We start from the raw sequence: 20587 nt of genomic DNA, 5'->3' as shown, positions 1-20587 counted from the left end.
TCGATGTCGCGCATCGACGACGACCACCTCACCGTCATCGACGCGGTGGGCCACGGCAGCGATGGTGAGCACGTTGTCGGACAGCGCTTTCCGATCGACCCGCCGTTCGGCCTGGTGGCGATGGCGTGGCGAGACGATGCCGAGGTAGAGCGCTGGCTGCGAGGTGTCACGCCGCGGCTCGCCCAGGCCGACATCGACCAGCACCGGCAAGTGCTCGCCGACGTCCGAGCCCGCGGCTACGGAGCGTGGCGATTCGACGACGCACATGCGTCGCTGCACGATCGGGTCGCCGGAATCTTGGCGTCGCTGGAACCCACTGCCACGGTGGCACGGCAGCTGACCAAGCTGATGACAATCGTTACTCTGCAGTCGATTACAAGTACTCTCGAAACAGATTTATTGGCAACGGAATTCGTCGTCCTGCCGATCTCCGGGCCGACCGGCCAACCCGAATACCAGATCGAGATCCACATCAGCCGTCCTGATGCCCTCACGCTCGACTCGCTGAACACAGCGCTCGAGAATGCGCAGAATGAACTCGCGCCGACTGGTACCCACCCTGGCGTCCAAAGAGTTTGACAGCAGTCTCCACGAAGGTGCTCACCTGAGAACAGGGTTCTTCCCTGCCGACGCCATTCAATCGCTTACCGCCAGCCCCCATCTTTGGGTACCTACCAACTTCAAATGCCCACTATGCCGCTGGCAGAGCGCCGGGGCCGCTCACAGGCTGCCTGGCGATATCGGCGGTCTGGCCTACCGTGGAGTTGTTGTTACACAAACTAATTGAGATGCTCAGAAGGACTAGTGATCTTATGTCGACGGATCCCCGCGAAGAGCGGCTGGCACGCCGCATCACCGATCTTTACGCCACCGACCCGCAGTTCGCCGACGCCCGGCCCATCGAGGCACTCACCGCGGCGATCGAGCAACCCGGGCTGCGGCTGCCGGGGATCGTCCGCACGGTCATGTCGGCCTATGCGGAACGGCCCGCGGTCGGAGAGCGCGCTGTCAACCTCGTCCCAGATCCGGAGACCGGCCGCACTTCCCTCGAGCTTCTGCCCCGGTTCGAAACCATCACGTACGGAGCGTTGTGGGAGCGCGTGAACGCGGTCGTGCGCGCCTTTGCCGACGGCGGCGTGCGGCCCGGCGATCGCGTCTGTGTGCTGGGCTTCACGAGTGTGGACTATGCCACGATCGACATGGCGTTGGGCCAGCTGGGTGCGGTGTCCGTTCCGCTCCAGACCAGCGCACCGGTCAGTCAACTGCGGCCCATCGTCGCCGAGACAGAACCTCGCGTATTGGCGTCCAGTGTTTACGATCTCGGCGACGCCGTCGAGCTGGTGTTGACAGGTCACGTGCCTGGTCGTCTGGTGGTGTTCGACTACCGCCCCGAGGTGGACGAGCAGCGCGAGGCGTTCGACGCCGCCAGGTCGCGGCTCGCGGAGGCGGGAAGCCCGTTGGTGGTGGAGACTCTTGCCGAGCTGCTTGAGCGTGGCGAATCGCTGCCTGCCGCACCGGAGTTCGCTCCCGACGACGATGACGACGATCCGTTGAGGTTGCTCATCTACACCTCGGGCAGCACCGGCGCCCCGAAGGGTGCCATGTACCCAGAGCGATTGGTCGCGAACTTCTGGCGCAGGTCGCGCTGGAATTGGGGCGCGCCGAGTGTCGAGCCGACGATCACGCTCAGCTTCATGCCGATGAGCCACGTGATGGGTCGGGGCGTCCTCTACGGCACGCTGGGGAACGGCGGAACCGCCTATTTCACGGCCAGGAGCGATCTTTCGACGCTGTTCGAGGACCTCGCGCTGGTGCGCCCCACCGAACTGAACTTCGTGCCGCGGATCTGGGACATGCTGTTTCAGGAGTTCCAGAGCGAAGTGGACCGTCGGTCCGTCGACGGCGCCGATCGCGCGGCAGTCGAAGCCGAGGTGATGGCGGACGAGGCACAGAGCCTTCTCGGTGGACGGTTCGTCGCGGCGATGACGGGCTCCGCGCCGATCTCGGCCGAGAACAAGGAGTTCGTCGAATCCCTGCTCGACCTCCATCTCGTCGAGGGCTACGGCTCGACCGAGGCCGGGATCATCTACATCGACGGCCAGGTGCGACGCCCGTCGGTGATCGACTACAAGCTGGTCGATGTGCCCGATCTGGGTTACTTCCACACCGACCGGCCGTACCCGCGGGGCGAGCTGCTGGTCAAAACGAAGGACTTGTTCCCCGGCTACTACAAGCGGCCCGAGGTCACCGCCGAGGTGTTCGATCCCGACGGTTACTACCGGACCGGCGACGTGGTGGCCGAGGTTGGTCCCGAACAGCTCGTCTACCTGGATCGGCGCAACAACGTGCTCAAGCTCTCGCAGGGTGAGTTCGTCACGGTGTCGAAGCTGGAGGCGGTGTTCGGTGACAGCCCGCTGATCCGCCAGATCTACGTCTACGGCAACAGCGCGCGCTCCTACGTGCTCGCCGTCGTCGTGCCCACCGAGGACGCGTTGAACCGAAGCGGAGGCGACGTCGAGTCGCTGCAGCCTGCGATCAGTGAGTCGCTGCAGGACATCACAAAAGATGCCGGTCTGCAGTCCTACGAGTTACCCCGTGACTTCATCGTCGAGACAACGCCGTTCACCCTGGAGAACGGTCTGCTGACGGGCATCCGCAAGCTTGCGCGGCCGAAACTGAAGGCGTACTACGGCGATCGACTGGAGCAGCTCTACACCGAGCTGGCCGACAGTCAGACGAACGAGCTGCGAGCGCTGCGTCAGGGCGGTGCTGATCGGCCGGTGCTGGAGACGGTCAGCCGGGCCGCGGGTGCGCTGCTCGGCTCGACGGCCGGCGACCTGGCACCCGACTCTAATTTCACCGACTTAGGCGGAGACTCGTTGTCGGCATTGACATTCGGCAATCTACTGCACGAGATCTTCGACCTAGACGTGCCGGTCGGCGTCATCGTAAGCCCGGCCAGCGACCTGCAGTCCATCGCCGCCTATATCGAGGCCGCGCTGACGTCCTCCGCCAAGCGCCCGACATTCGCTGCGGTGCACGGCCGCGACGCCACCGAGGTGCACGCCCGCGACCTCACGCTGGACAAGTTCCTCGACGCCAATACACTGGCCGCCGCCCCGACCCTGGCGCCGCCAAGCGCCGAAGTCCGCACCGTTCTATTGACCGGAGCGACCGGATTCCTCGGCCGCTACCTGGCTTTGGACTGGCTGGAGCGGATGGACCTCGTCGACGGCAAGCTGATCTGCCTGGTGCGCGCCAAGGACGACGCGGCGGCCCTGGGAAGATTGGACGCCACGTTCGACAGCGGCGATCCCGAATTGCTGCGGCATTACCGCGAGCTGGCCGCCGATCATTTGGAGGTCATCGCCGGCGACAAGGGCGAAGCGAATCTCGGACTGGACCAGCAGACCTGGCAGCGGCTGGCCGCCACCGTCGACCTGATCGTCGACCCCGCTGCACTGGTCAACCATGTGCTCCCGTACAGCGAGCTGTTCGGCCCCAACGCCGTTGGCACCGCCGAGCTGATCCGCATCGCCCTCACCACTAAACAGAAGCCTTACACGTATGTGTCAACTATTGGCGTCGGCGACCAGATCGATCCGTCCAGCTTCACCGAAGATGTCGACATTCGGGTCATCAGCCCGACCCGCAGCGTTGACGACAGGTACGCCAACGGCTACGGAAACAGCAAGTGGGCCGGCGAGGTGCTGCTGCGCGAGGCGAACGACCTGTGCGGCCTGCCGGTCGTGGTCTTCCGCTGCGACATGATCCTGGCCGATACCACGTACGCGGGTCAGCTCAACGTGCCCGACATGTTCACCCGGTTGATGCTGAGCCTGGTGGCCACCGGAATCGCGCCCGACTCGTTCTACGAACTCGACGCCGACGGCAACCGGCCACGCGCCCACTACGATGGGCTGCCGGTCGGCTTCATCGCCGACGCGATCGCCACCCTCGGCGCGCAGAACGTGGACGGGTTCGCGACCTACCACGTGATGAACCCCTACGACGACGGAATCGGACTCGACGAGTACGTGGACTGGATTATCGACGCGGGCTACCCGGTCCAGCGGGTACGCGGCTACGACGGCTGGCTGCAACGGTTCGACACCGCGTTGCGGGCACTACCGGACAAGCAGCGCCACGCGTCACTCCTGCCATTGCTGCACAATTACCAGCGGCCCGAGACGCCGATCACGGGCTCCATCGCGCCGACCGAGCGGTTCCGCGCAGCCGTCCAGGAAGCGAAAATCGGCCCGGACAAAGACATCCCACACGTCACTGCGCCGATGATCATCAAATACATCACCGACCTGCAGCTGCTCGGACAGTTATAGGGCGACGGGCAGAACGCTGTCACCGGGCGCGAGCAGCCCGAACGGGGGCTGCTCGCCGACCCGCCAGGTGCCGTCCTGCAAGCTGCGACCAGCCGTGCGGGCCCTGCGCAGGGCGCGCCGCGCCACCGACAACTGTTGAATCTCCCAGCCCTTCAGCCGATCTGCGACCCGCTGTGCCGTGACGCCGAGCAGCGCGGTCCCCAGCTGCCATGCATCGTAGGCAGCCTTCGCGGTACCCACACCGATGTGTGGCCGCAGCGCGAACGCGGCATCGCCGATGAGGCAGCTCCGCCCGAAGGCCATCTGGGGCACTTCAAGGTCGACGATCACCTGGATGAACGGCTTGGCGGTTTGTTGGACAACCTCGGTGAGCGGCGAAGGCAGATCAGCCGCCTCTGCATACAGCTCATCGACGTGGCGGGTCTGCACCGATCCTGGGGGCACGCTCAGCTCTGTCCTGACACCATCGCGGTCGGTGAGCAGGTCCGTGAGCCGATCGCCCGGCGCGATGTTCTGGTACCAGAGCCAGTTGAAAAGCGTAGAGCCGCGCGGACCCGGAATCGCGTAGGTCAGCAGGTGGCCGTGGGGGAGGATCCGGTAAGTGAATGCGTCCAGCAGGAGGCCCGCTGCGTGGTCGCTGATTTCGCCGCCGTCGACAGTGCCGCGCCATGCCACGTACCCCGCGTAGCGGGGTCGGGCGTCTGGAACCAGTAATCGGCGTCCGGTGGAACGGATCCCATCGGCACATACGACGAGATCGGCTGCAAGTGTCTGACCGTCGGTCAATGACACTGTGGCGCCATCTGTCCGGTTATCCAGGTCCGCAAGCTCTTTCGAGAGGTGGTAGCGATCGGTGCCGAATAGATCCAGCAACCCTCGATACAACTCCACATACGATGCGAACCGGTATGCGCATGGCTGCTCGTCGGCGATTGAGCCGTCCGCGCCGAGATATTGAATCCTACGGGCAGGCAGGCCGATGTCGCCAATTCGCTTGCCTGCACGCTCGACGAGATAGCGGACCGTGGTCGGGTGCACGACGATGCCGGTTCCGCGTCCCTCCAACGGATTCGGACTCCGTTCCAGAACGTCCACATCCCAGCCCTGCTCCCGCAGAATCAGGGCGGCGGTGAGTCCCCCCAGCGACCCACCGATAACGACGGCCCGCATCATCAGGGCCTCCCGGTGGGCAGGGCTTTCGGTGCGAACACGCAGGATGAGGTAGAGGCCATATATCCAAGGTCGCTGGTCTCGCCACGGTTGTCGTTGGCGCTGGTCGCAGGTGCGCACTGCCGCCAGCACTTCCCGTTCTATACCCGCTAGCCGGAAAACCGAATAGAGAACCAAATCAACTGCACTGCTGACCATTACGTCAGCGTAGAGTTTCAGTATGCAGCCACGCGCAGACCTCTACGCTGACCGTGCGCGTGCGGACTCATTCGGTGCCGCAGCGCGAATCTACGATGCGCGTAGGCCTCGCTACCCCGAGCAGCTGATCGACGATCTCTTGTCAGGGCGCGCCCCAAAGGTGCTCGATGTTGGTGCGGGTACCGGGATCGTCTCCGAACAACTGCTTCGGAGAGGGGTTGATGTTCTTGCCGTTGAGCCGGATCCGCGAATGGCTGCGATTGCGAGGGAGAAGGGCATACCCATCGAGATCGGCACCTTCGAGAGCTGGGCCTGTGCGCAGCGCCGCTTCGATCTCGTCGTGTTCGGATCGTCCTTTCATTGGGTCAATCCCGACATTGCGGTACCGAAGGCCCATCGACTGCTGCGCAGAGGTGGCCGGCTGGCATTGATGTGGAACCGCCTGTTCCCAACGCACCCCACCCACAACGACTTTGCCGAGATATACCGGGACTATATGGACGCGGGATCACCTCTGGTCGACGGCTCATGGGACGGTCTCGTCGAGACCGACCGTCACACCGACGGCTTGAACGCGGCGATAGCGGCTTCCGGGTTCACAGTTGAGCAGCGCAACTATCCGCGGCATGACCACTTTTCCACGGAGCACTGGCTTGACCTCGCTTTTACATATTCAAACCATCTCATCCTCGCCCCCGAGAAGGCCGCTGAGCTACGAGCCAGGCTGGCTGAGTGCATCGGTTCGAAAGGCGTGTCGGCGGGCGGAGATACCTTGTTGGTCCTCGCCACCCGCTCATAGGAGGTGCCATGAGGTCGATGCGTGTGGTGGTCGTCGGTGGCGGTATCGGGGGCCTGTCGGCGGCGCTGGCGCTTCGGGCCGCGGGCGCCGACGTCAGGGTGTACGAGCAGGCCGCCGTACTCGGCGAGGTTGGCGCGGGAGTTGGGCTCTACCCCAACAGCATGCGAATACTGCAGCGGCTGGGCGTCGCGGATGCCGTCATCCGCCGTGCCGCCCCCATCAACGAATGGTGGATACTCGCCCCTGGCGGCCCTGTCCTGTCGCATCAGGTCGCCGGCCGCGATGGCGCGATCAACTCGATGGGGATGTACCGTCCGGACCTGGTGGCCGCCCTGGTGGCCGGGCTGCCCCGCGGCACACTACATACCGGACATCGGTGCGTCGCCTTCGGTCAGGACGATCGGTCTGCGGTCGTGACCTTCGACAACGGGGTCAGTGTCGAAGCCGATGTAGTAGTCGCCGCCGACGGCATCCATTCGACACTGCAACGCTACGTGGTCGAGCCGCGCAGGCCGCTGTTCTCCGGCGTGGTGGCCTATCGCGGGGTGATCCCTGCCGGCCGGGTGCCCGGTTGGATGTGGCCAGACGCGTTGGTGAACTGGGCCGGCCAGGGTAAGCACTTTTTGGTGTTTCCCGTGCGCGCGGGCACGTTGCTCAACTATGTCGGATTTCTGCCCGCGGACGAGCAAATGCGTGAATCATGGTCAGCGCCTGGAGATCCCGCAGTATTAGCTGTTGAGTTTGGCGACTGGGACCCGTGGCTTACTCGGCTGCTCTCGCAGATCGACGCCACCCTCCGCTGGGGACTGTATGACCGCGATCCACTGCCGCGCTGGACCTGTGGGCGGTTGGCGCTGCTCGGTGACGCGGCGCACGCCATGCTGCCGCACATGGGCCAAGGCGCCAATCAGTCCATCGAGGACGGGATGGCAATGGCTACGCTGATGCGAGGTGCCGATGCCGCCGACATCACTGACGTGCTGATCCGCTATCAGGCGCTCCGCCATGAGCACACCGCTCGAGTGCAACGAGGATCCAGGACCAACGGGCTGCGCTTTGACTCCGGGCAGGCAATCGCTTTCGGTCGAAACGGGATACAGGACTACGACGTGGAGGCCGCCGCCCGGGCCATGCCGTGACGGCCACGGATGAACCATGGGCAGCCGCCGTTCGTATCACTATTGACCGGAAAAATGGTTGCCGCTGATCTTGCGTCCGCGGGCAGAAGGAGGACGCGAGTTGCTGCAGCGAATCGCAATGCTGGCGATCGCGGCGCCGCGACGGGTCGTTGCGGCGGCCGTGTTGATGATGGTGGCGGCGGGGATCTTCGGTGTCCCGGTTGCCGGCAGCCTGTCCTCGAGCGGATTTCAAGACCCGGCCTCGGAGTCGGCCAGGGCGACGCAACTGCTGACCGACAAGTTCCACCAGGGTGACCTGCAGATGTTGATCACCGTCACCGCTCCGGACACCGCCGCCGCACCGGCGGCCCGCGCGGTGGGCTTGAGCATCGTGGATCAGCTGAGACGAGCACCCAACGTCGCCGCGGTGACGTCGGCGTGGAGCGCCCCACCTGCAGAGGCGGAAGATCTTGTCAGCAAGGACGGTAAGGCCGGGCTGATCATCGCGGGTCTCAGCGGCGGAGAGAGCGCTGCGCAGAATACCGCCCAGACGCTGTCCGACGAGGTGGCGCGCGATCATCCGGTCGGGCCAACGGGTGTCATCGTCCGATCCGGCGGAGTAGCGACGGTGAACGCGCAGATCACCTCCCAGCTGCAGCACGACCTGCTACTGATGGAGTCGATCGCCATTCCATTGAGCTTTCTGGTGCTGGTCTGGGTTTTCGGTGGCCTGCTGGCGGCCGCGCTGCCCGTTGCGGTCGGGCTGATGGCGATCCTGGGCTCGATGGCGGTCCTGCGCTTCATCACCTTCGGCACCGATGTGTCGAACCTCGCGCCCAACCTCAGCACCGCGATGGGCCTCGCTTTGGCGATCGACTACACCCTGCTGATCATCAGCCGCTACCGCGACGAACTCGCCGATGGCGCCGACCCGAACACCGCCCTGATCCGCACGATGACGACGGCGGGACGCACGGTGCTGATCTCGGCGACGACGGTAGCCCTGTCGATGGCAGCGATGATCTTTTTCCCGATGCACGTCCTGAAGTCCTTCGCCTACGCCGGGGTCGCAACCGTCGCGTTCGCCGCGCTGGCGGCGATTGTCGTCACACCTGCAGCCATCGTGCTGCTGGGTGACCGGCTGAACGCCCTGGACGTCCGGCGGCTCGCGCGGCGCCTGCTGCACCGGTCTGAACCCGTCCCCGGTCCGGTCGAGGGGCAGTTCTGGTACCGGTCGACGACGTTCGTCATGCGACGTGCGCTGCCGCTCGGCCTGGCCGTTGTGGCACTGCTGCTGGCCCTCGGCGCACCTTTCCTCGCGGTGAAGTGGGGCTTCCCCGACGACCGGGTGCTGCCGACGTCGGCGTCGGCGCATCAGGTCGGTGACCAGTTGCGCAACGACTTCGCCGACAACTCGGCAACCGCGGTTACCGCGGTTATCCCCGACGCCGACGGGCTGACACCGGCCGATCTGGAGCGCTACGCCGCTGAATTGTCCCGCGTCCCAGATGTTTCTGCGGTGTCGGCTCCGACCGGCACGTTCGTCGCGGGCGTCCGGGTTGGGGCGCCCTCGGCGGCCACCGGGGTAGCGCAGGGCAGCGCCTTCCTGACCATCGGCAGCACGGCTGCACTGTTCTCCGAGCGCTCGCAGAACCAACTCGACCGGCTGCATGCGGTGCCTGGGCCCGCCGGTCGCCCCGTTGAGTTGTCCGGCACCGCGCAGACCAACCGCGACAGCGTCGACGCCATCACATCACGGCTGCCCACTGTGTTGGGGCTGATCGCGGTGATCACGTTCGGACTGTTGTTCCTGCTCACCGGCAGCGTCGTGTTGCCGCTCAAGGCACTGGTACTCAATGTGCTGTCACTGACCGCCGCGTTCGGTGCGCTGGTGTGGATCTTTCAGGACGGGCACCTCGGCGCGCTCGGAACGACGCCGACCGGAACCGTGGTCGCCAACATACCGGTGCTGTTGTTCTGCATCGCTTTTGGTCTGTCGATGGACTACGAGGTCTTCCTGTTGGCGCGGATCCGCGAGTACTGGCTGGCGTCCGGAGCTGCCGGGCCCGCGAGGTCACGCCCGGGGCGGACCCGTGCCGACAACGACAGGAGCGTCGCACTGGGGTTGGCTCGCACCGGCCGGGTGATCACCGCCGCTGCCCTGGTGATGTCGATCTCGTTCGCTGCCCTGTTCGGCGCCCATGTGCAGTTCATGCGGATGCTCGGGCTCGGCCTGACGTTGGCCGTACTGGTCGACGCCACGCTGGTGCGGATGGTGTTGATGCCTGCCTTCATGCACGCGCTGGGTAGATGGAACTGGTGGGCACCGAAACCCTTGGTGCGGTTGCACGACCGCTTCGGCCTGCGCGAGGTGGCAGATCGCGATGCTCGGCCACCGTTCGTTCACCCTGCTCGCCCGCATCCACAACACCGACGTCCACAACCTTCTCGACTACGATGACCTCGTTGTAGTCAGGCGGGTCGGGCCTCTACCACGCTGAGGGGTGATGCGGTTTGCACCACGCGTGTCAGACGCAATCCCGCTTGTCCCAGTAGATCTCGGTACTCGGCCTCGGTGCGTTCGCGGGCACCCAGATTCAACAGCATTTCCAGATCCACCCATTTGCCGGGAAATTCACGGTCGTGATTGGGGATGACGAACTCGACCAGCAACACCTTGGCTTGGCGGCCGGCCGCCGCGCGAACATTGCGCAGGACTTGCAGCGCCTTGTCGTCGGGCCAGTCGTGAATGATGTTCTTGAGGATGTAAGCGTCACCCCCACCCGGGACGCTGTCGAAGAACGATCCGTCGGCGATCCGAACCCGGTCGGCGACACCTTGCTCCCGCAACAGGTTTGGTGCATCCGCGACGACCGACGGTAGGTCGTAGAGGACGCCCCGCGATGCGGGCGCCGCCGCCAGGACGGCGGCCAGCAGTGGGCCATGCCCGCCACCGACGTCGACGATGGTCGGATAGGCGCTGAAGTCGTAGCCGGCGACAACGGTCAAATCCGTCATCTCCGAAACACTCGTCATGGTCTGGTTGAAGAGTTCGGCGAGCTCGGGCTGCTCGGCGAAGTAGTCGAAGCTCGACTTGCCGCGCAATGCCGGGACGACCGAATTCCCGGTTCGGACAGCATCCACCATCACCGTCCAGCGCTCGCGCTGTTCCCGCGACCCGTAGAACCGTGCCGCCGAACTCATCGACGCCGGGGCGTCGGAACGCAGCGTGTCGGCAAGGGAATTCAGCTCAAACCGGCCGTCGCGGCGTTGACGGAAGATGCCCCGGCTGATCAACGCCCGCAGCAGGCGGCGCAGCGCGTCCGCGTCCGCGTCCACCCGCACGGCCAACTCGTCGATCGTCAACGGCCCGTCGGCGAGGGCATCGGAGACACCGAGTTGCGCTGCCACAGTGATCGCCTGCGACGTCCAGGTGGCGATGATCATCTCCATCATCGCTGCCGGTGCAGGCACCAACCGTTGATGGAGCCGATACAGGTGATGGCGGGTCCACTCGACAACGCGGGCCAGCTTGGCGGGTGGCACTTTGGCGTTCGTCGGCATCGCGTCAGCCCTCACTGCACGCATGGATGACCGGGCTGGAGAGGTTTTGACTCACTTCGTCGGATATCCGGCGGTGACTTAGCCAACGCAGAAACCTCGTCATCGCCCAAGTACCGAACGAGTCGGAGATCATGGCGGCCGGTTTCAGCACCGTTTCACTCTGGGACATCTGCCGCGACGTCACCCAGGACACTGCGGAGAGCCTGCGTCTCCTGGTCTTCTCGTACCGGCGCAGCGCGCTCGAGAGGTCACCGTTGCCACCGTTGCAAAAATCCGCGAGCGCCTTGCGCAACACCATCGTGTCGAGCAGCGCCTGATTGGTCCCCTGCGCGAGGATCGGCGGCATTGTGTGTGCGGCATCGCCAAGCAATGTCACAGCGTCAAGACGCGGCGAGCCGGGGACCGGATGCCGAAAATGCGGGAACGGCGATGGCGCCAGGTCGTCGTCGGTCAACGCCGCGAGTACTTGATCGACCATCTCGGACCAGCCTGCGAAATTGGACCGGATCATGTCGATCGGACGTTCCGGCCTGACGAAGCCCGGCGACCACGGCAAGTCGAACCACCACTGCAAATCGGAGCCACCCGCCGGCCACAGGCCGAGGTTTCCGTGCGGGCCGATGATCTGCACTGCCACGTCCTTTTCGGCGATGTGCGGGAGGGTGATCAATCCCTGCCAGGTGCACCAGCCGGTCGGCTTCGCAGGTTTCGCGCCTGCGACACCTCGGATCTTCGAATGCAGACCATCCGCACCGATCAGCAGATCCGCATCGGCGAAGGTGCCGTCTTCGAACTCGATTCGCACCCCGTCTTGCGTACTGACCGCCCCGACCGCACGGGTATTGCATCGGATGCGTTCTGCCGGAAAGCCTTCCAGTAGACGATCAAGCAGGACCCGGCGTGGGACCATTCGAACAGATCCGCCCAACCGGTCCACGATCGCGGCGATGTCGATATTGACCAGCGGGCGACCGGTCGACGTCGAGATCCGCACGGTGGACAGCAGCTGACCCGCCCCGTCCATATCGACGCCCAGTTGATCGAGGACGGTGGAGCCGTTGGACCAGATGGTCACCGCGCCGCCGCCTGGGCGCATATCCGGCCGCTGTTCGAAGACGGTGACGTCGTGTCCGTCTCGCAGTAATCCCCGAGCGATGGAGATACCCGCCACCCCGGCGCCGGCGACGAGAATTCGAAGCGCGTCCGGTGTCGGCTTCTGCTTCTCGAATCTCCCGTCCGAATCTCCCGGCCGCGCGGCCATTTTCATCAGCGGCTCATCCAACGGTGAAATCGACCGTCTGGATCATAGGTCGCGCGCACTTTGTCGAGGCGCGCCATGTTGGGCTCGGTGATGAACCGTGCCGGGCGCCGGCCGAGGTTTTCATCGGCGAGCGCGATGCCCGTGGCCAGGTGCGACATCGCCGCCATGTTGGAAGCAGCCCAATCGCGGTAGCGTTCGTCGTCGGCCGGATCCTGCCAGACGGTGTAGAGGGCCATGTAGATCTCGGCCTCCAAGCCGTACACCTTGTCGGCGCGATCCGGTGATGCGTTCCACCCCGTGAAGATGAAGTGCGAGGGGTGTGGCGGCATTGTTTCGATGATCTTGCGGATGCCTGGCAGCAGTTCGGCCGCCGAAGCCGACGTGAACATGTTGTCGGCGATGTAGCGATGCCCCTCCGGGTAGTTCGTCATCACGGCGGTGTACCAATTTGCGAGGGTGGTAGGCATATAGGGCAGATTGATCATCGCCTTGCCTGCGACCGGGCAGGTGCCAAGTACGGCAAGGGCTTTCGCCGCCTCCTCGTCCGATTCGGCGAACACCGGCGAGGCGATGGTGATCGTGGGCTGGTCGATCCCGGCTGCCGGGTTAGCACGCGTGGCGAGGATCTGCAGCTCGACCCTGTCGTCGACCTCCGAACTGATCTCGCGCGCCCAGGTGTAAATCTCGTCGGCGAGCTCGATCGGGTACATGTACAGGCAGGTGCCCACCACCGCCGGGCGCGGGTGAATTCGCAGTTTGAACGAGGTGACCACACCGAAGAAACCCGGTCCCGAGCCGCGGGCGGCCCAATACATGTCGGGGTGGTTCTCGGGGTCGCAGTAGATCCGTTCACCGTCTGCCGTGACGACCTCCAGCCCAAGCACGCTCTCGCAGGCCAGGCCGATCGCCGGGCTGTTCCAGCCGTATCCACCCTGCAGTAAAAAGCCGCCGAGGCGAATGCCTTCGCAATGGCCCGAAGGGAAGAAGAGCCCTTCTGAGTCGAGTTCGATTGCGAAGTCGCTGGCGATTTTTCCCGGCCCGACATCGGCGGTCATCCGGGCTGTGTCGACGGTGCAGTGGTCGAGGCGGCTGACGTCGAGCAGCAAACCCCCGTCGCGCAGGTGGCTGGCCGCCCAACTGTGCCCGCCCGACCGCACGCCGACCTTATGACCGTTTTCACGCGCATAGCGGAGCGCTGCGACTACGCCGTCGACGTCGTGAGCCTGCACGATCACGTCGGGGTAACGATCAGGCAGCAGGCCGTTCCATACCGTTGCCCGACGGGCTGCCTCGTATCCGGGTGCGCCCCGGAAGTGAGTAATTTCGAAGGAGGTCTGAACCATTGCGTCCCCTTGGTTTTCAAACGGCGGTTATCTATTGACACGGCTTTTCAGCCGTTTTCGTTCAGCGGGAGTGGTTGAGCTCACAGCTGCGTTGCGTGATGTCGCGCCCAGGTAGGCGGCGATCTGGCCGGCCAATGGCGAGGCGGCGCGGCGGATTGCGCGCAGCGGGCCGTTGGGCGGAATGCCGTAGCCGATCGCGAACATTCCGTGGCCGACGTGCGAGGCGAACCCGCCGCCTAACCTGCCGTTTTCGTCCAGGACCCCGAGGGCGCCGACCAGGCCGTCGAGATCCACACTGAAGCCGGTCGCGGCGATGATCACCGCAGGTGGTACGGCGCTGCCATCGGCGAGGATCACCCGGCCGGATTCGACGGCCTCAACAGACGGGACGACCTCGACACGGCCTGCTCGCACCACGTCGATGAGCTCGTCGGCCAGCGTGGGGATCCGACCCGTCCGTTCCACCGTCGCCTTCAGGCCTGCCGGCGGGCGGTTGAAGCCGTAGGCCGAGAGGTCGCCCCACATCAGGCGCTCCGAGAGCCCGATGATCGGATCGACCGCGCCGGCAGGCGCCCAGGCGAAAAGCTCGAGGAGGATGTCCGACGGAAGCGGTCCGATGGCGCGCCGCACGAGATGCGGCGGTGTGCGGACCGCAAGCCAGACCCGTCGCGCACCGTTGTTGGCAAGCTGAACTGCGATGTCGGCTGCCGAATTGCCCGCGCCGACAACGAGGACATCGCGGTTGCGGAAGGGCCGGGCGTTCCTGAAGTTGCCGGAGTGAACGACCTCGCCGGTGAACTGGCTCAGGCCCGGCCACGGAGGAATGACAGGTGTGCGGTAATTGCCGGTGGCCAGGACGATTGCCCGGCTTCGTATTTCCCCTGACGATGTTTCCAGGCGCCAGCCGCCTGCGACGGGGACGATCCCGTCGACCTCACAGCCAAGCTCGAGTGTGATGTTCTGCCGCTGCACGTAGGTGTCGAAGTAACGAACCATGTCGTCCCGCGTTGGCCAACGGCCTGCACTCAACGGGATCCGTTGCCCCGGAAGGTGCGACAGGAACCCAGTGGTATTGAGGCGGAAGCTGTCATAGCGCGTGCGCCACGAGACGGCCGGTGCGGCGGCTCGGTCAACGACGAGTGTCTCGACGCCGTGCTTGTGCTCGAGTTCGCGTGCGACAGCGAGCCCGGAAGGGCCCGCCCCGATGACAACCACATCGCGGTTGTCCTGGATCTGAACGGTCATCGCGGATCTTGGCCTCTCGTAGTGCGGACGAGAGCCAGGTGTTGAGGCAACGCGGGATTGACCTTGCTGTACCTGGCGAGTGCCCGCTGCAGTCCGGGCGGCATCCGCCGGTCATCGGTCAGCACGATGACGGCCCACGGTATCGGCGGCGGAGGTGTATTGCGTGCGTCGAATCGCGTCAATTGCCGAGCGACGCGTAGCACCATTGGTGGCGCGGTGCTCAATGCACGTGCAGACGACTTCAACAGACCTACTCCCCGCGGCGAACAGCAGCGCCATGACTCCGTCGTCACGGTTTCTACTAGAAATACGATCTAGAGGCGCAGGTGGTTCATCGGGTCAGACGACGTGGTCTGCGTGCATCTTGACGGGGCGCTCGACGTCGAGCCCCGAAGCAAGCAAGCCTTTGAGTTCACGCCGGGCCTGCCAGGACTCCAGCGGAGTCGATGGCCTCGATTCCGGTCAGGCAACTAGGTCGCCATGAGTTTTGGTCCTGTGCAGGATCTTTGATGTTATTTCTGTCCGACGCCGGTTGGGTTGAGGTGGGTGAGGTGGCCGCTTTCGGTGCCGTCGGCGGGATCGATCATGCAATCGATGAGCGCGGGACCGCCCGACAGGAGTGCGCCAGTGAGCGCAATGGTGAGCTGCGCCGGCGTAGTCGCCTGGTAGCCCTTTCCGCCGAACGCCTCGATCAGGCGGTCGTGGCGGGCCAGCGGCATCAGGGTGGTCGGCGACGGGTCGTCGGAAACACGGTTGACACCGTCGCCGCGATAGACACCGCCGTTGTTGAGGACGATCACCACGACGGGCAGCCGGTAGCGGCAGATGGTCTCCAGCTCCATACCGCTGAACCCGAACGCGCTGTCGCCTTCGATCGCCACGACCGGCGAGCCGCTTTCGACTGCGGCGGCGATCGCATAACCCATCCCGATTCCCATGACGCCCCAGGTGCCGCTGTCGAGGCGGTGACGCGGCACAGACATATCGACCACGTTGCGCGCGAAGTCAAGTGCGTTGGCACCTTCGTTGACGACATAGACGTCCGGCCGCTCGCGCAGCACGTCGCGGATGGCGCGCAGCGCTCCGTAGAAACGCATCGGGTGGTGATCGGCGTCGAGCCGATCGGCCATTTTTGTGAGGTTCTGCGCCGAGCGTGCATTGAGTTGACCGCGCCACTGAGGCGTCGCCCTGATTTGGTCGGGCTTCGTCCGCTCGATCAGAGCGGACATCACGGAGCCGATGTCACCGACCAATGGCGCGTCGATCGATTGGTTGCTGTCCAGCTCGGCGGGCTCGATGTCGACCTGGATGAACCGCGCGTCGGGATTCCACTGGGGCGCCTCACCGTGGCCCAGCAGCCAGTTCAGCCGGGCGCCGACCAGCATCACGACATCGGCTTCGCGCAGTGCCAGCGACCGGGCTGCGGCCACCGACTGAGGATGACGGTCGGGCAGCAGGCCCTTGGCCATCGACATCGGCAGGTAAGGCAGGTCGGTCGCCTCGATGAACGCCCGGATCTGCTTGTCGGCCTGCGAGTATGCGGCGCCCTTGCCCAACACCACCAGCGGCCGTTGGGCACCGGCGAGCAGCGCGATCGCCCGGTCCACCGCCTCGGGCGCGGGCAGCTGGCGCGGCGCCGGGTCGACGACGCGCCGCAGCGACGCGCTGCCGACCGCGGCGTCGATGACCTGGCCGAGCACCGCGGCCGGGATGTCGAGGTAGACCCCGCCAGGGCGCCCTGAGACTGCGGTCCGTATCGCTCGGGCCATGCCGCGACCGATGTCTTCGACCCGGTTAACCCGAAAGGCGGCCTTGGCGAACGGTTCGGCCGCCGCGAGCTGGTCGAGTTCCTCGTAGTCGCCTTGCTTGAGATCGACGATATGTCGCTCGCTCGACCCCGAGATCTGAACCATCGGAAAGCAATTCGTGGTGGCGTTCGCGAGTGCGACGATTCCGTTGAGGAAGCCCGGCGCGGAGACGGTCAGGCAGATACCCGGCTTCTTGGTCAGGAACCCGGTTGCCGCCGCCGCGTGCCCCGCGTCGCTTTCGTGCCGGAAACCGATGTAGCGGATACCCGAGGCCTGCGCGGCGCGCGCCACATCGGTGATCGGGATACCCACCACCCCGTAGATCGTGTGGATGTCGTTGAGCTTGAGTGCATCGACAACCAAGTGGTACCCGTCGGTGAGCTCGGTTGCATCGTCGACGACTGGTGCTGCGCGTCTCTCTGACGAGATTTCGGCATCCTTCGTCGAGATGGGCTCTAGGTGGGTCATCGTCCTACCCCGTCGTGGTGGGCTGAGCATCTGACGGCTCAGGTGTCAGGGCCCATCATGGTGATGCGAGGCGTTCCCTGTCGTCGCTGCTAACGCCCATCGGCGCTGCCCGCCAGCAACACTCCGCGCATACCCTCTAGCTCCAAGTGCGCCGTGTACCCGGTCCGGCATCGGCCGTGACTGCAGCTGGCCGGTATGACCGGGGTACCGCTGGCGGGGGGTCCTGATGGACGTCAGCGGTGACGACAACGGTGTGCCGCAGCTGAATTCTTGAGAATGCCGCTCGAAAGCGCCCCGGCAGTTGCCAAGACCACAGGAGGATCCGCCCGTGCGCGCCTTACGTTTTGATCGTTTCGGTGCTCCCGATGTTTTGCATGTCGCCGACGTCGTCGATCCCGTCGCGAGCGACGGCCAGGCCGTCATCGCCGTGCAGGCGGCGTCGGTGAACCCGTCGGACGTCAAGAATGTCGCCGGGGCGTTCCCGGCGACGGTGCTGCCCCGGGTGCCCGGCCGCGACTTCGCCGGCATTGTCGTCGATGGACCCACCGATTGGATCGGTGTCGAGGTGTGGGGAACCGGCGGCGACGTCGGCTTCACCCGGGACGGATCGCACGCCGAGCTGCTCGGCGTGCCCGTCGAGGCGCTGGCACGCAAGCCCGAAGCGCTCAGCTTCGCTGAAGCCGCCACGGTCGGGGTGAACTTCGTCGTTGGCTGGCTCGGCGCGGTCGAGGCCGCACAGCTGGACAAGGACGAGACCATCGCGGTGTTCGGGGTGTCCGGCGGGGTCGGCGGCGCGGTGGCCCAGATCGCCCGCGCCCGCGGCGCCCGGGTGATCGGGATCGACCGCATCCCGCCGCTCGTCGATTCGCCCGCGGCAACGATCGTCGAGGGTTTCGTGACGTTCGACGGTGACCACCAAGGAGTCGCCGATCAGGTCCGAGAGGCGACAGGGGGCCGCGGCGTCGAAGTGGTGTACGACGCCGTCGGAGGGGTCACCACGCCTGCGGCGCTGGCGGCGTTGGCCCCCCGCGGCCGTCTGGTCGTCATCAACGCGGTCGGCAACCGCGTCGTGCCGATCGACCTAATCGACTTCTACCGCAACGAGAGTCGGCTGCTTGGCGTCAACAGCAGCTTTGTCGGCGTTGCCGAATCCGGCAGTCGACTGACCGAAATGGCCTCATATTTCGAATCCGGCGCGTTCCGGCCACTGCAGGTCACTCGGAGCTACGACCTCGGCGAAAGCCAAGACGCCTACCGCGCGGTGGCCAGCGGCACCCCGGGCCGGATCGTGATCAACCCATGACCGTAATCAGCCCTAGCCGCACGCGGGTCGATTTCCACCATCACCTTCTGCCCGCTGGTCAGCTGGCTGAATCAGTGCGGGGGCGCTCGGCGCCGATTCCGGCTGGCGGATCCCGCCGGCGCCACGCGTTGGACACCGGAGACCAGTCTGGCGTTCACCCAGCCGCGACGAAAGACGTCTCATGCCGCTCATCGCTTTCGAAGAACACGTGATCCGCCGGTGACTCATCAACTATGTATGGTCCACCACCACCTACCGGAATGAGGCCGAGGTTCTACGTCTAACTATGACGGTTCTCGTCCGGAACTGACCAGCGGCGACCGTTTCCACAACGCGTGAGTTCGCGCATGCACTCAGATGTCCTCGGCCATCTGACAGCGGACGCACAACTAGCCAACGCTCTGGGTGTGGTTCTGGCTGTGTCTGCGTGAGCGGGCGTGATGCAGAAGAAAGCAAACCCAACGGCGGTGGCCCGAATTGACCGTGGCGGCCTTGTTCCCGCGGTCATGCGCGCACCCTCCGCCTGCTTCGGCGGCGGTTCAGGCGCAGTCGAGATATGAGCGCAGCGAGGTCGGCCTCGATAGCGGCGGCCAGAGCTGGGAGTTGATGCATGCCATCAGACGTCACCACCCACGATTGCGTAGGCCAGCAGGACGAACTTCACGATGGATTCGCAGTCGATCGTGTTGTCGCACCACAAGATCGGACTAAGTGGGGAGGCGATATACTCCTCGAGACTGGCGGTCACCACGCCGATGAGTTCGGCGCGTGCCTCACTCTCCTTTGATATTGAGCCGCTGTCTGAGCTCGAATTTGCTTGCACAGCAGCATGTTGCGCGTCCGCTTAGCTGGTGGCAACTCACGGAGGCATACTCACAGCGAGACGTCTAGTAATTACCTTTGTACCAACGACGGGTAGGACACTGGAGGAATGAGCCCGAATCGAGGGCGCGGTCGACCGCGTAGCGAGCAACACCGCGACGCCGTCCTCAAAGCCGCCATGGAATTAATGTAGGAGGACGACCTGCGCAGGGCGTCGATCGACCGGATCGCCCAACGCAGCGGGGTCAGCAAGGCAACCATCTACAAATGGTGGCCGAACAGAACCGCGGTAGCAATCGACGCGTTCCTGGATCGGATGATGACCGACGCGCCCGTGCCCGACACCGGATCGGCGGCCGAAGACTTGCGCCTGACATTGCGCGGCATGATGGGGTTCTACAGCAGCCGATCTGGCGCGATGTACGCCCAACTCGTCGGCGTGTCGATCCCGAGGTGGCGCTGGATCTCATTTTCGGGGCGGCGATGTACCGGATGGCGACTGGACACGGGGGATTGACGCCGTCCGACGCCGACGCCATCGTGGCAACAGCGATGCGGGCACTGGCTAGCTGAACAGTTGGAGCGGGCGGATCCTCACTGCAAATCTGGCGGGCGGGCCGGCGGGATCGTCATCGAACTCGATCCGTATCTAGTTTGTTCGGTCTTCACGAGAATTGATGCACCGCTCATTGTTTCGGATTCTGGCACGTGGGCGCTACCGGCTAGCCTCCCTATGAATTTCCTGGATGGCAGCAATGACACAGCCAGCCCTCCAGTCCAACCTGGTAAGTAGGGAACGGGCCCATCGTCCTTGGGATGTCCTAACATTCGCCATTGGATCGGTCGGGTGAGGGTCCGTTCCCCTCCTCGGATTGATCGAGAGAACGCCTATGTTCGAAACACTGGCCTGCGCAGCCATTGCGGCGTTTGCCGCCCTGTCGACCATCCGCTTTGCTGTCACCAAGGCCGGGTGGCGGCAGGCCGAGTGGCCGTAATGCTGTGGCTGTACTGCCGTCGATGCCTTGAACCGTTCAGGACGCCGGTCATCGTGGCGTTGTGTCCGCGATGTCAACCGCGGCAACCCAAGAAGCGTGCAAGACTCCGCATAGGCGGCTTGAAACCGCGCCGATGAGATTGCGGGCCTTCAT

General features: G+C 64.9%; 12 protein-coding genes and 2 pseudogenes. 8 read left to right on the top strand and 6 right to left on the bottom strand.

The features are described 5' to 3' along the window. Positions 1–579, top strand: a pseudogene (locus tag QOC76_RS10475) (MarR family transcriptional regulator); the annotation flags it as partial. A gap of 233 nt (positions 580–812) precedes the next feature. After that, positions 813–4340 (top strand): carboxylic acid reductase, encoded by a 3528-nt coding sequence (gene car / locus QOC76_RS10470; RefSeq protein ID WP_526356764.1) that lies wholly within the window; start codon positions 813–815, stop codon positions 4338–4340. On the opposite strand, the gene QOC76_RS10465 is transcribed toward car, so the two are convergent. After that, the gene (locus QOC76_RS10465) at positions 4335–5513 is read right to left on the bottom strand and encodes an FAD-dependent oxidoreductase (RefSeq protein ID WP_526356763.1); all 1179 of its coding nucleotides are present in this window, start codon (positions 5511–5513) and stop codon (positions 4335–4337) included. The two genes, car and QOC76_RS10465, sit on opposite strands and share 6 nt — an antisense overlap. A 217-nt stretch (positions 5514–5730) precedes the next feature. Here QOC76_RS10465 and QOC76_RS10460 point away from each other — a divergent pair, with 217 nt between their 5' ends. The 3 genes from QOC76_RS10460 to QOC76_RS10450 all read left to right on the top strand — a co-directional run bounded on the left by QOC76_RS10460 (position 5731) and on the right by QOC76_RS10450 (position 10086). Continuing rightward, positions 5731–6507 carry a class I SAM-dependent methyltransferase gene (locus QOC76_RS10460; protein WP_526356762.1) on the top strand — a complete coding sequence of 259 codons (777 nt, stop codon included), beginning with the start codon at positions 5731–5733 and terminating at the stop codon, positions 6505–6507. Positions 6508–6515: 8 nt separating this feature from the next. Next, positions 6516–7646 carry an FAD-dependent monooxygenase gene (locus QOC76_RS10455; protein ID WP_526356761.1) on the top strand — a complete coding sequence of 377 codons (1131 nt, stop codon included), beginning with the start codon at positions 6516–6518 and terminating at the stop codon, positions 7644–7646. A gap of 100 nt (positions 7647–7746) precedes the next feature. After that, positions 7747–10086: an MMPL family transporter gene (locus QOC76_RS10450; RefSeq protein ID WP_526356760.1), complete on the top strand. Its 2340-nt coding sequence runs from the start codon at positions 7747–7749 to the stop codon at positions 10084–10086. Positions 10087–10097: 11 nt separating this feature from the next. Here the strand turns inward: QOC76_RS10450 and QOC76_RS10445 are convergent, their stop codons facing one another. The 5 genes from QOC76_RS10445 to oxc all read right to left on the bottom strand — a co-directional run bounded on the left by QOC76_RS10445 (position 10098) and on the right by oxc (position 17314). Continuing rightward, positions 10098–11189 (bottom strand): methyltransferase, encoded by a 1092-nt coding sequence (locus QOC76_RS10445; protein WP_526356759.1) that lies wholly within the window; start codon positions 11187–11189, stop codon positions 10098–10100. 4 nt (positions 11190–11193) lie between these two features. Beyond that, positions 11194–12450: an FAD-dependent oxidoreductase gene (locus QOC76_RS10440; RefSeq protein ID WP_526356767.1), complete on the bottom strand. Its 1257-nt coding sequence runs from the start codon at positions 12448–12450 to the stop codon at positions 11194–11196. A 5-nt stretch (positions 12451–12455) separates the two neighbouring features. After that, complete coding sequence (locus QOC76_RS10435) at positions 12456–13793, bottom strand: FAD-binding oxidoreductase (RefSeq protein WP_526356758.1); 1338 nt, start codon at positions 13791–13793, stop codon at positions 12456–12458. A gap of 27 nt (positions 13794–13820) precedes the next feature. Further along, positions 13821–15038 carry a flavin-containing monooxygenase gene (locus QOC76_RS10430; protein WP_526356757.1) on the bottom strand — a complete coding sequence of 406 codons (1218 nt, stop codon included), beginning with the start codon at positions 15036–15038 and terminating at the stop codon, positions 13821–13823. A 512-nt stretch (positions 15039–15550) separates the two neighbouring features. Next, a complete protein-coding gene (gene oxc, locus QOC76_RS10425; protein ID WP_526356756.1) occupies positions 15551–17314 on the bottom strand; it encodes an oxalyl-CoA decarboxylase in 1764 nt (587 codons plus the stop codon). A gap of 328 nt (positions 17315–17642) precedes the next feature. Here oxc and QOC76_RS10420 point away from each other — a divergent pair, with 328 nt between their 5' ends. The 3 genes and pseudogenes from QOC76_RS10420 (at position 17643) to QOC76_RS10410 (ending at position 19956) form a co-directional block, all read left to right on the top strand. Continuing rightward, positions 17643–18617, top strand: coding sequence for a quinone oxidoreductase family protein (locus tag QOC76_RS10420; protein ID WP_526356755.1), 975 nt, complete (start codon positions 17643–17645; stop codon positions 18615–18617). Between the two features lie 1024 nt (positions 18618–19641). Further along, positions 19642–19689, top strand: a pseudogene (locus tag QOC76_RS10415) (hypothetical protein); the annotation flags it as partial. Between the two features lie 69 nt (positions 19690–19758). Next, positions 19759–19956 carry a hypothetical protein gene (locus QOC76_RS10410; protein ID WP_526356754.1) on the top strand — a complete coding sequence of 66 codons (198 nt, stop codon included), beginning with the start codon at positions 19759–19761 and terminating at the stop codon, positions 19954–19956. Positions 19957–20587 lie beyond the last annotated feature (631 nt).

Origin of the sequence: Mycobacterium sp. (assembly GCF_032159565.1) — a bacterium.
GTDB lineage: Bacteria > Actinomycetota > Actinomycetes > Mycobacteriales > Mycobacteriaceae > Mycobacterium.
This window is presented reverse-complemented; position numbering and strand designations above follow the sequence as displayed.

What these genes read in the sequence shown, in the direction of transcription:
- car (WP_526356764.1), top strand. Translation starts at nt 813, where the DNA reads ATGTCGACGGATCCCCGCGAAGAGCGGCTGGCACGCCGCATCACCGAT.
- QOC76_RS10465 (WP_526356763.1), bottom strand. Translation starts at nt 5,513, where the DNA reads ATGATGCGGGCCGTCGTTATCGGTGGGTCGCTGGGGGGACTCACCGCC.
- QOC76_RS10460 (WP_526356762.1), top strand. Translation starts at nt 5,731, where the DNA reads ATGCAGCCACGCGCAGACCTCTACGCTGACCGTGCGCGTGCGGACTCA.
- QOC76_RS10455 (WP_526356761.1), top strand. Translation starts at nt 6,516, where the DNA reads ATGAGGTCGATGCGTGTGGTGGTCGTCGGTGGCGGTATCGGGGGCCTG.
- QOC76_RS10445 (WP_526356759.1), bottom strand. Translation starts at nt 11,189, where the DNA reads ATGCCGACGAACGCCAAAGTGCCACCCGCCAAGCTGGCCCGCGTTGTC.
- QOC76_RS10440 (WP_526356767.1), bottom strand. Translation starts at nt 12,450, where the DNA reads ATGGCCGCGCGGCCGGGAGATTCGGACGGGAGATTCGAGAAGCAGAAG.
- QOC76_RS10435 (WP_526356758.1), bottom strand. Translation starts at nt 13,793, where the DNA reads ATGGTTCAGACCTCCTTCGAAATTACTCACTTCCGGGGCGCACCCGGA.
- QOC76_RS10430 (WP_526356757.1), bottom strand. Translation starts at nt 15,038, where the DNA reads ATGACCGTTCAGATCCAGGACAACCGCGATGTGGTTGTCATCGGGGCG.
- oxc (WP_526356756.1), bottom strand. Translation starts at nt 17,314, where the DNA reads ATGACCCACCTAGAGCCCATCTCGACGAAGGATGCCGAAATCTCGTCA.
- QOC76_RS10410 (WP_526356754.1), top strand. Translation starts at nt 19,759, where the DNA reads ATGACCGACGCGCCCGTGCCCGACACCGGATCGGCGGCCGAAGACTTG.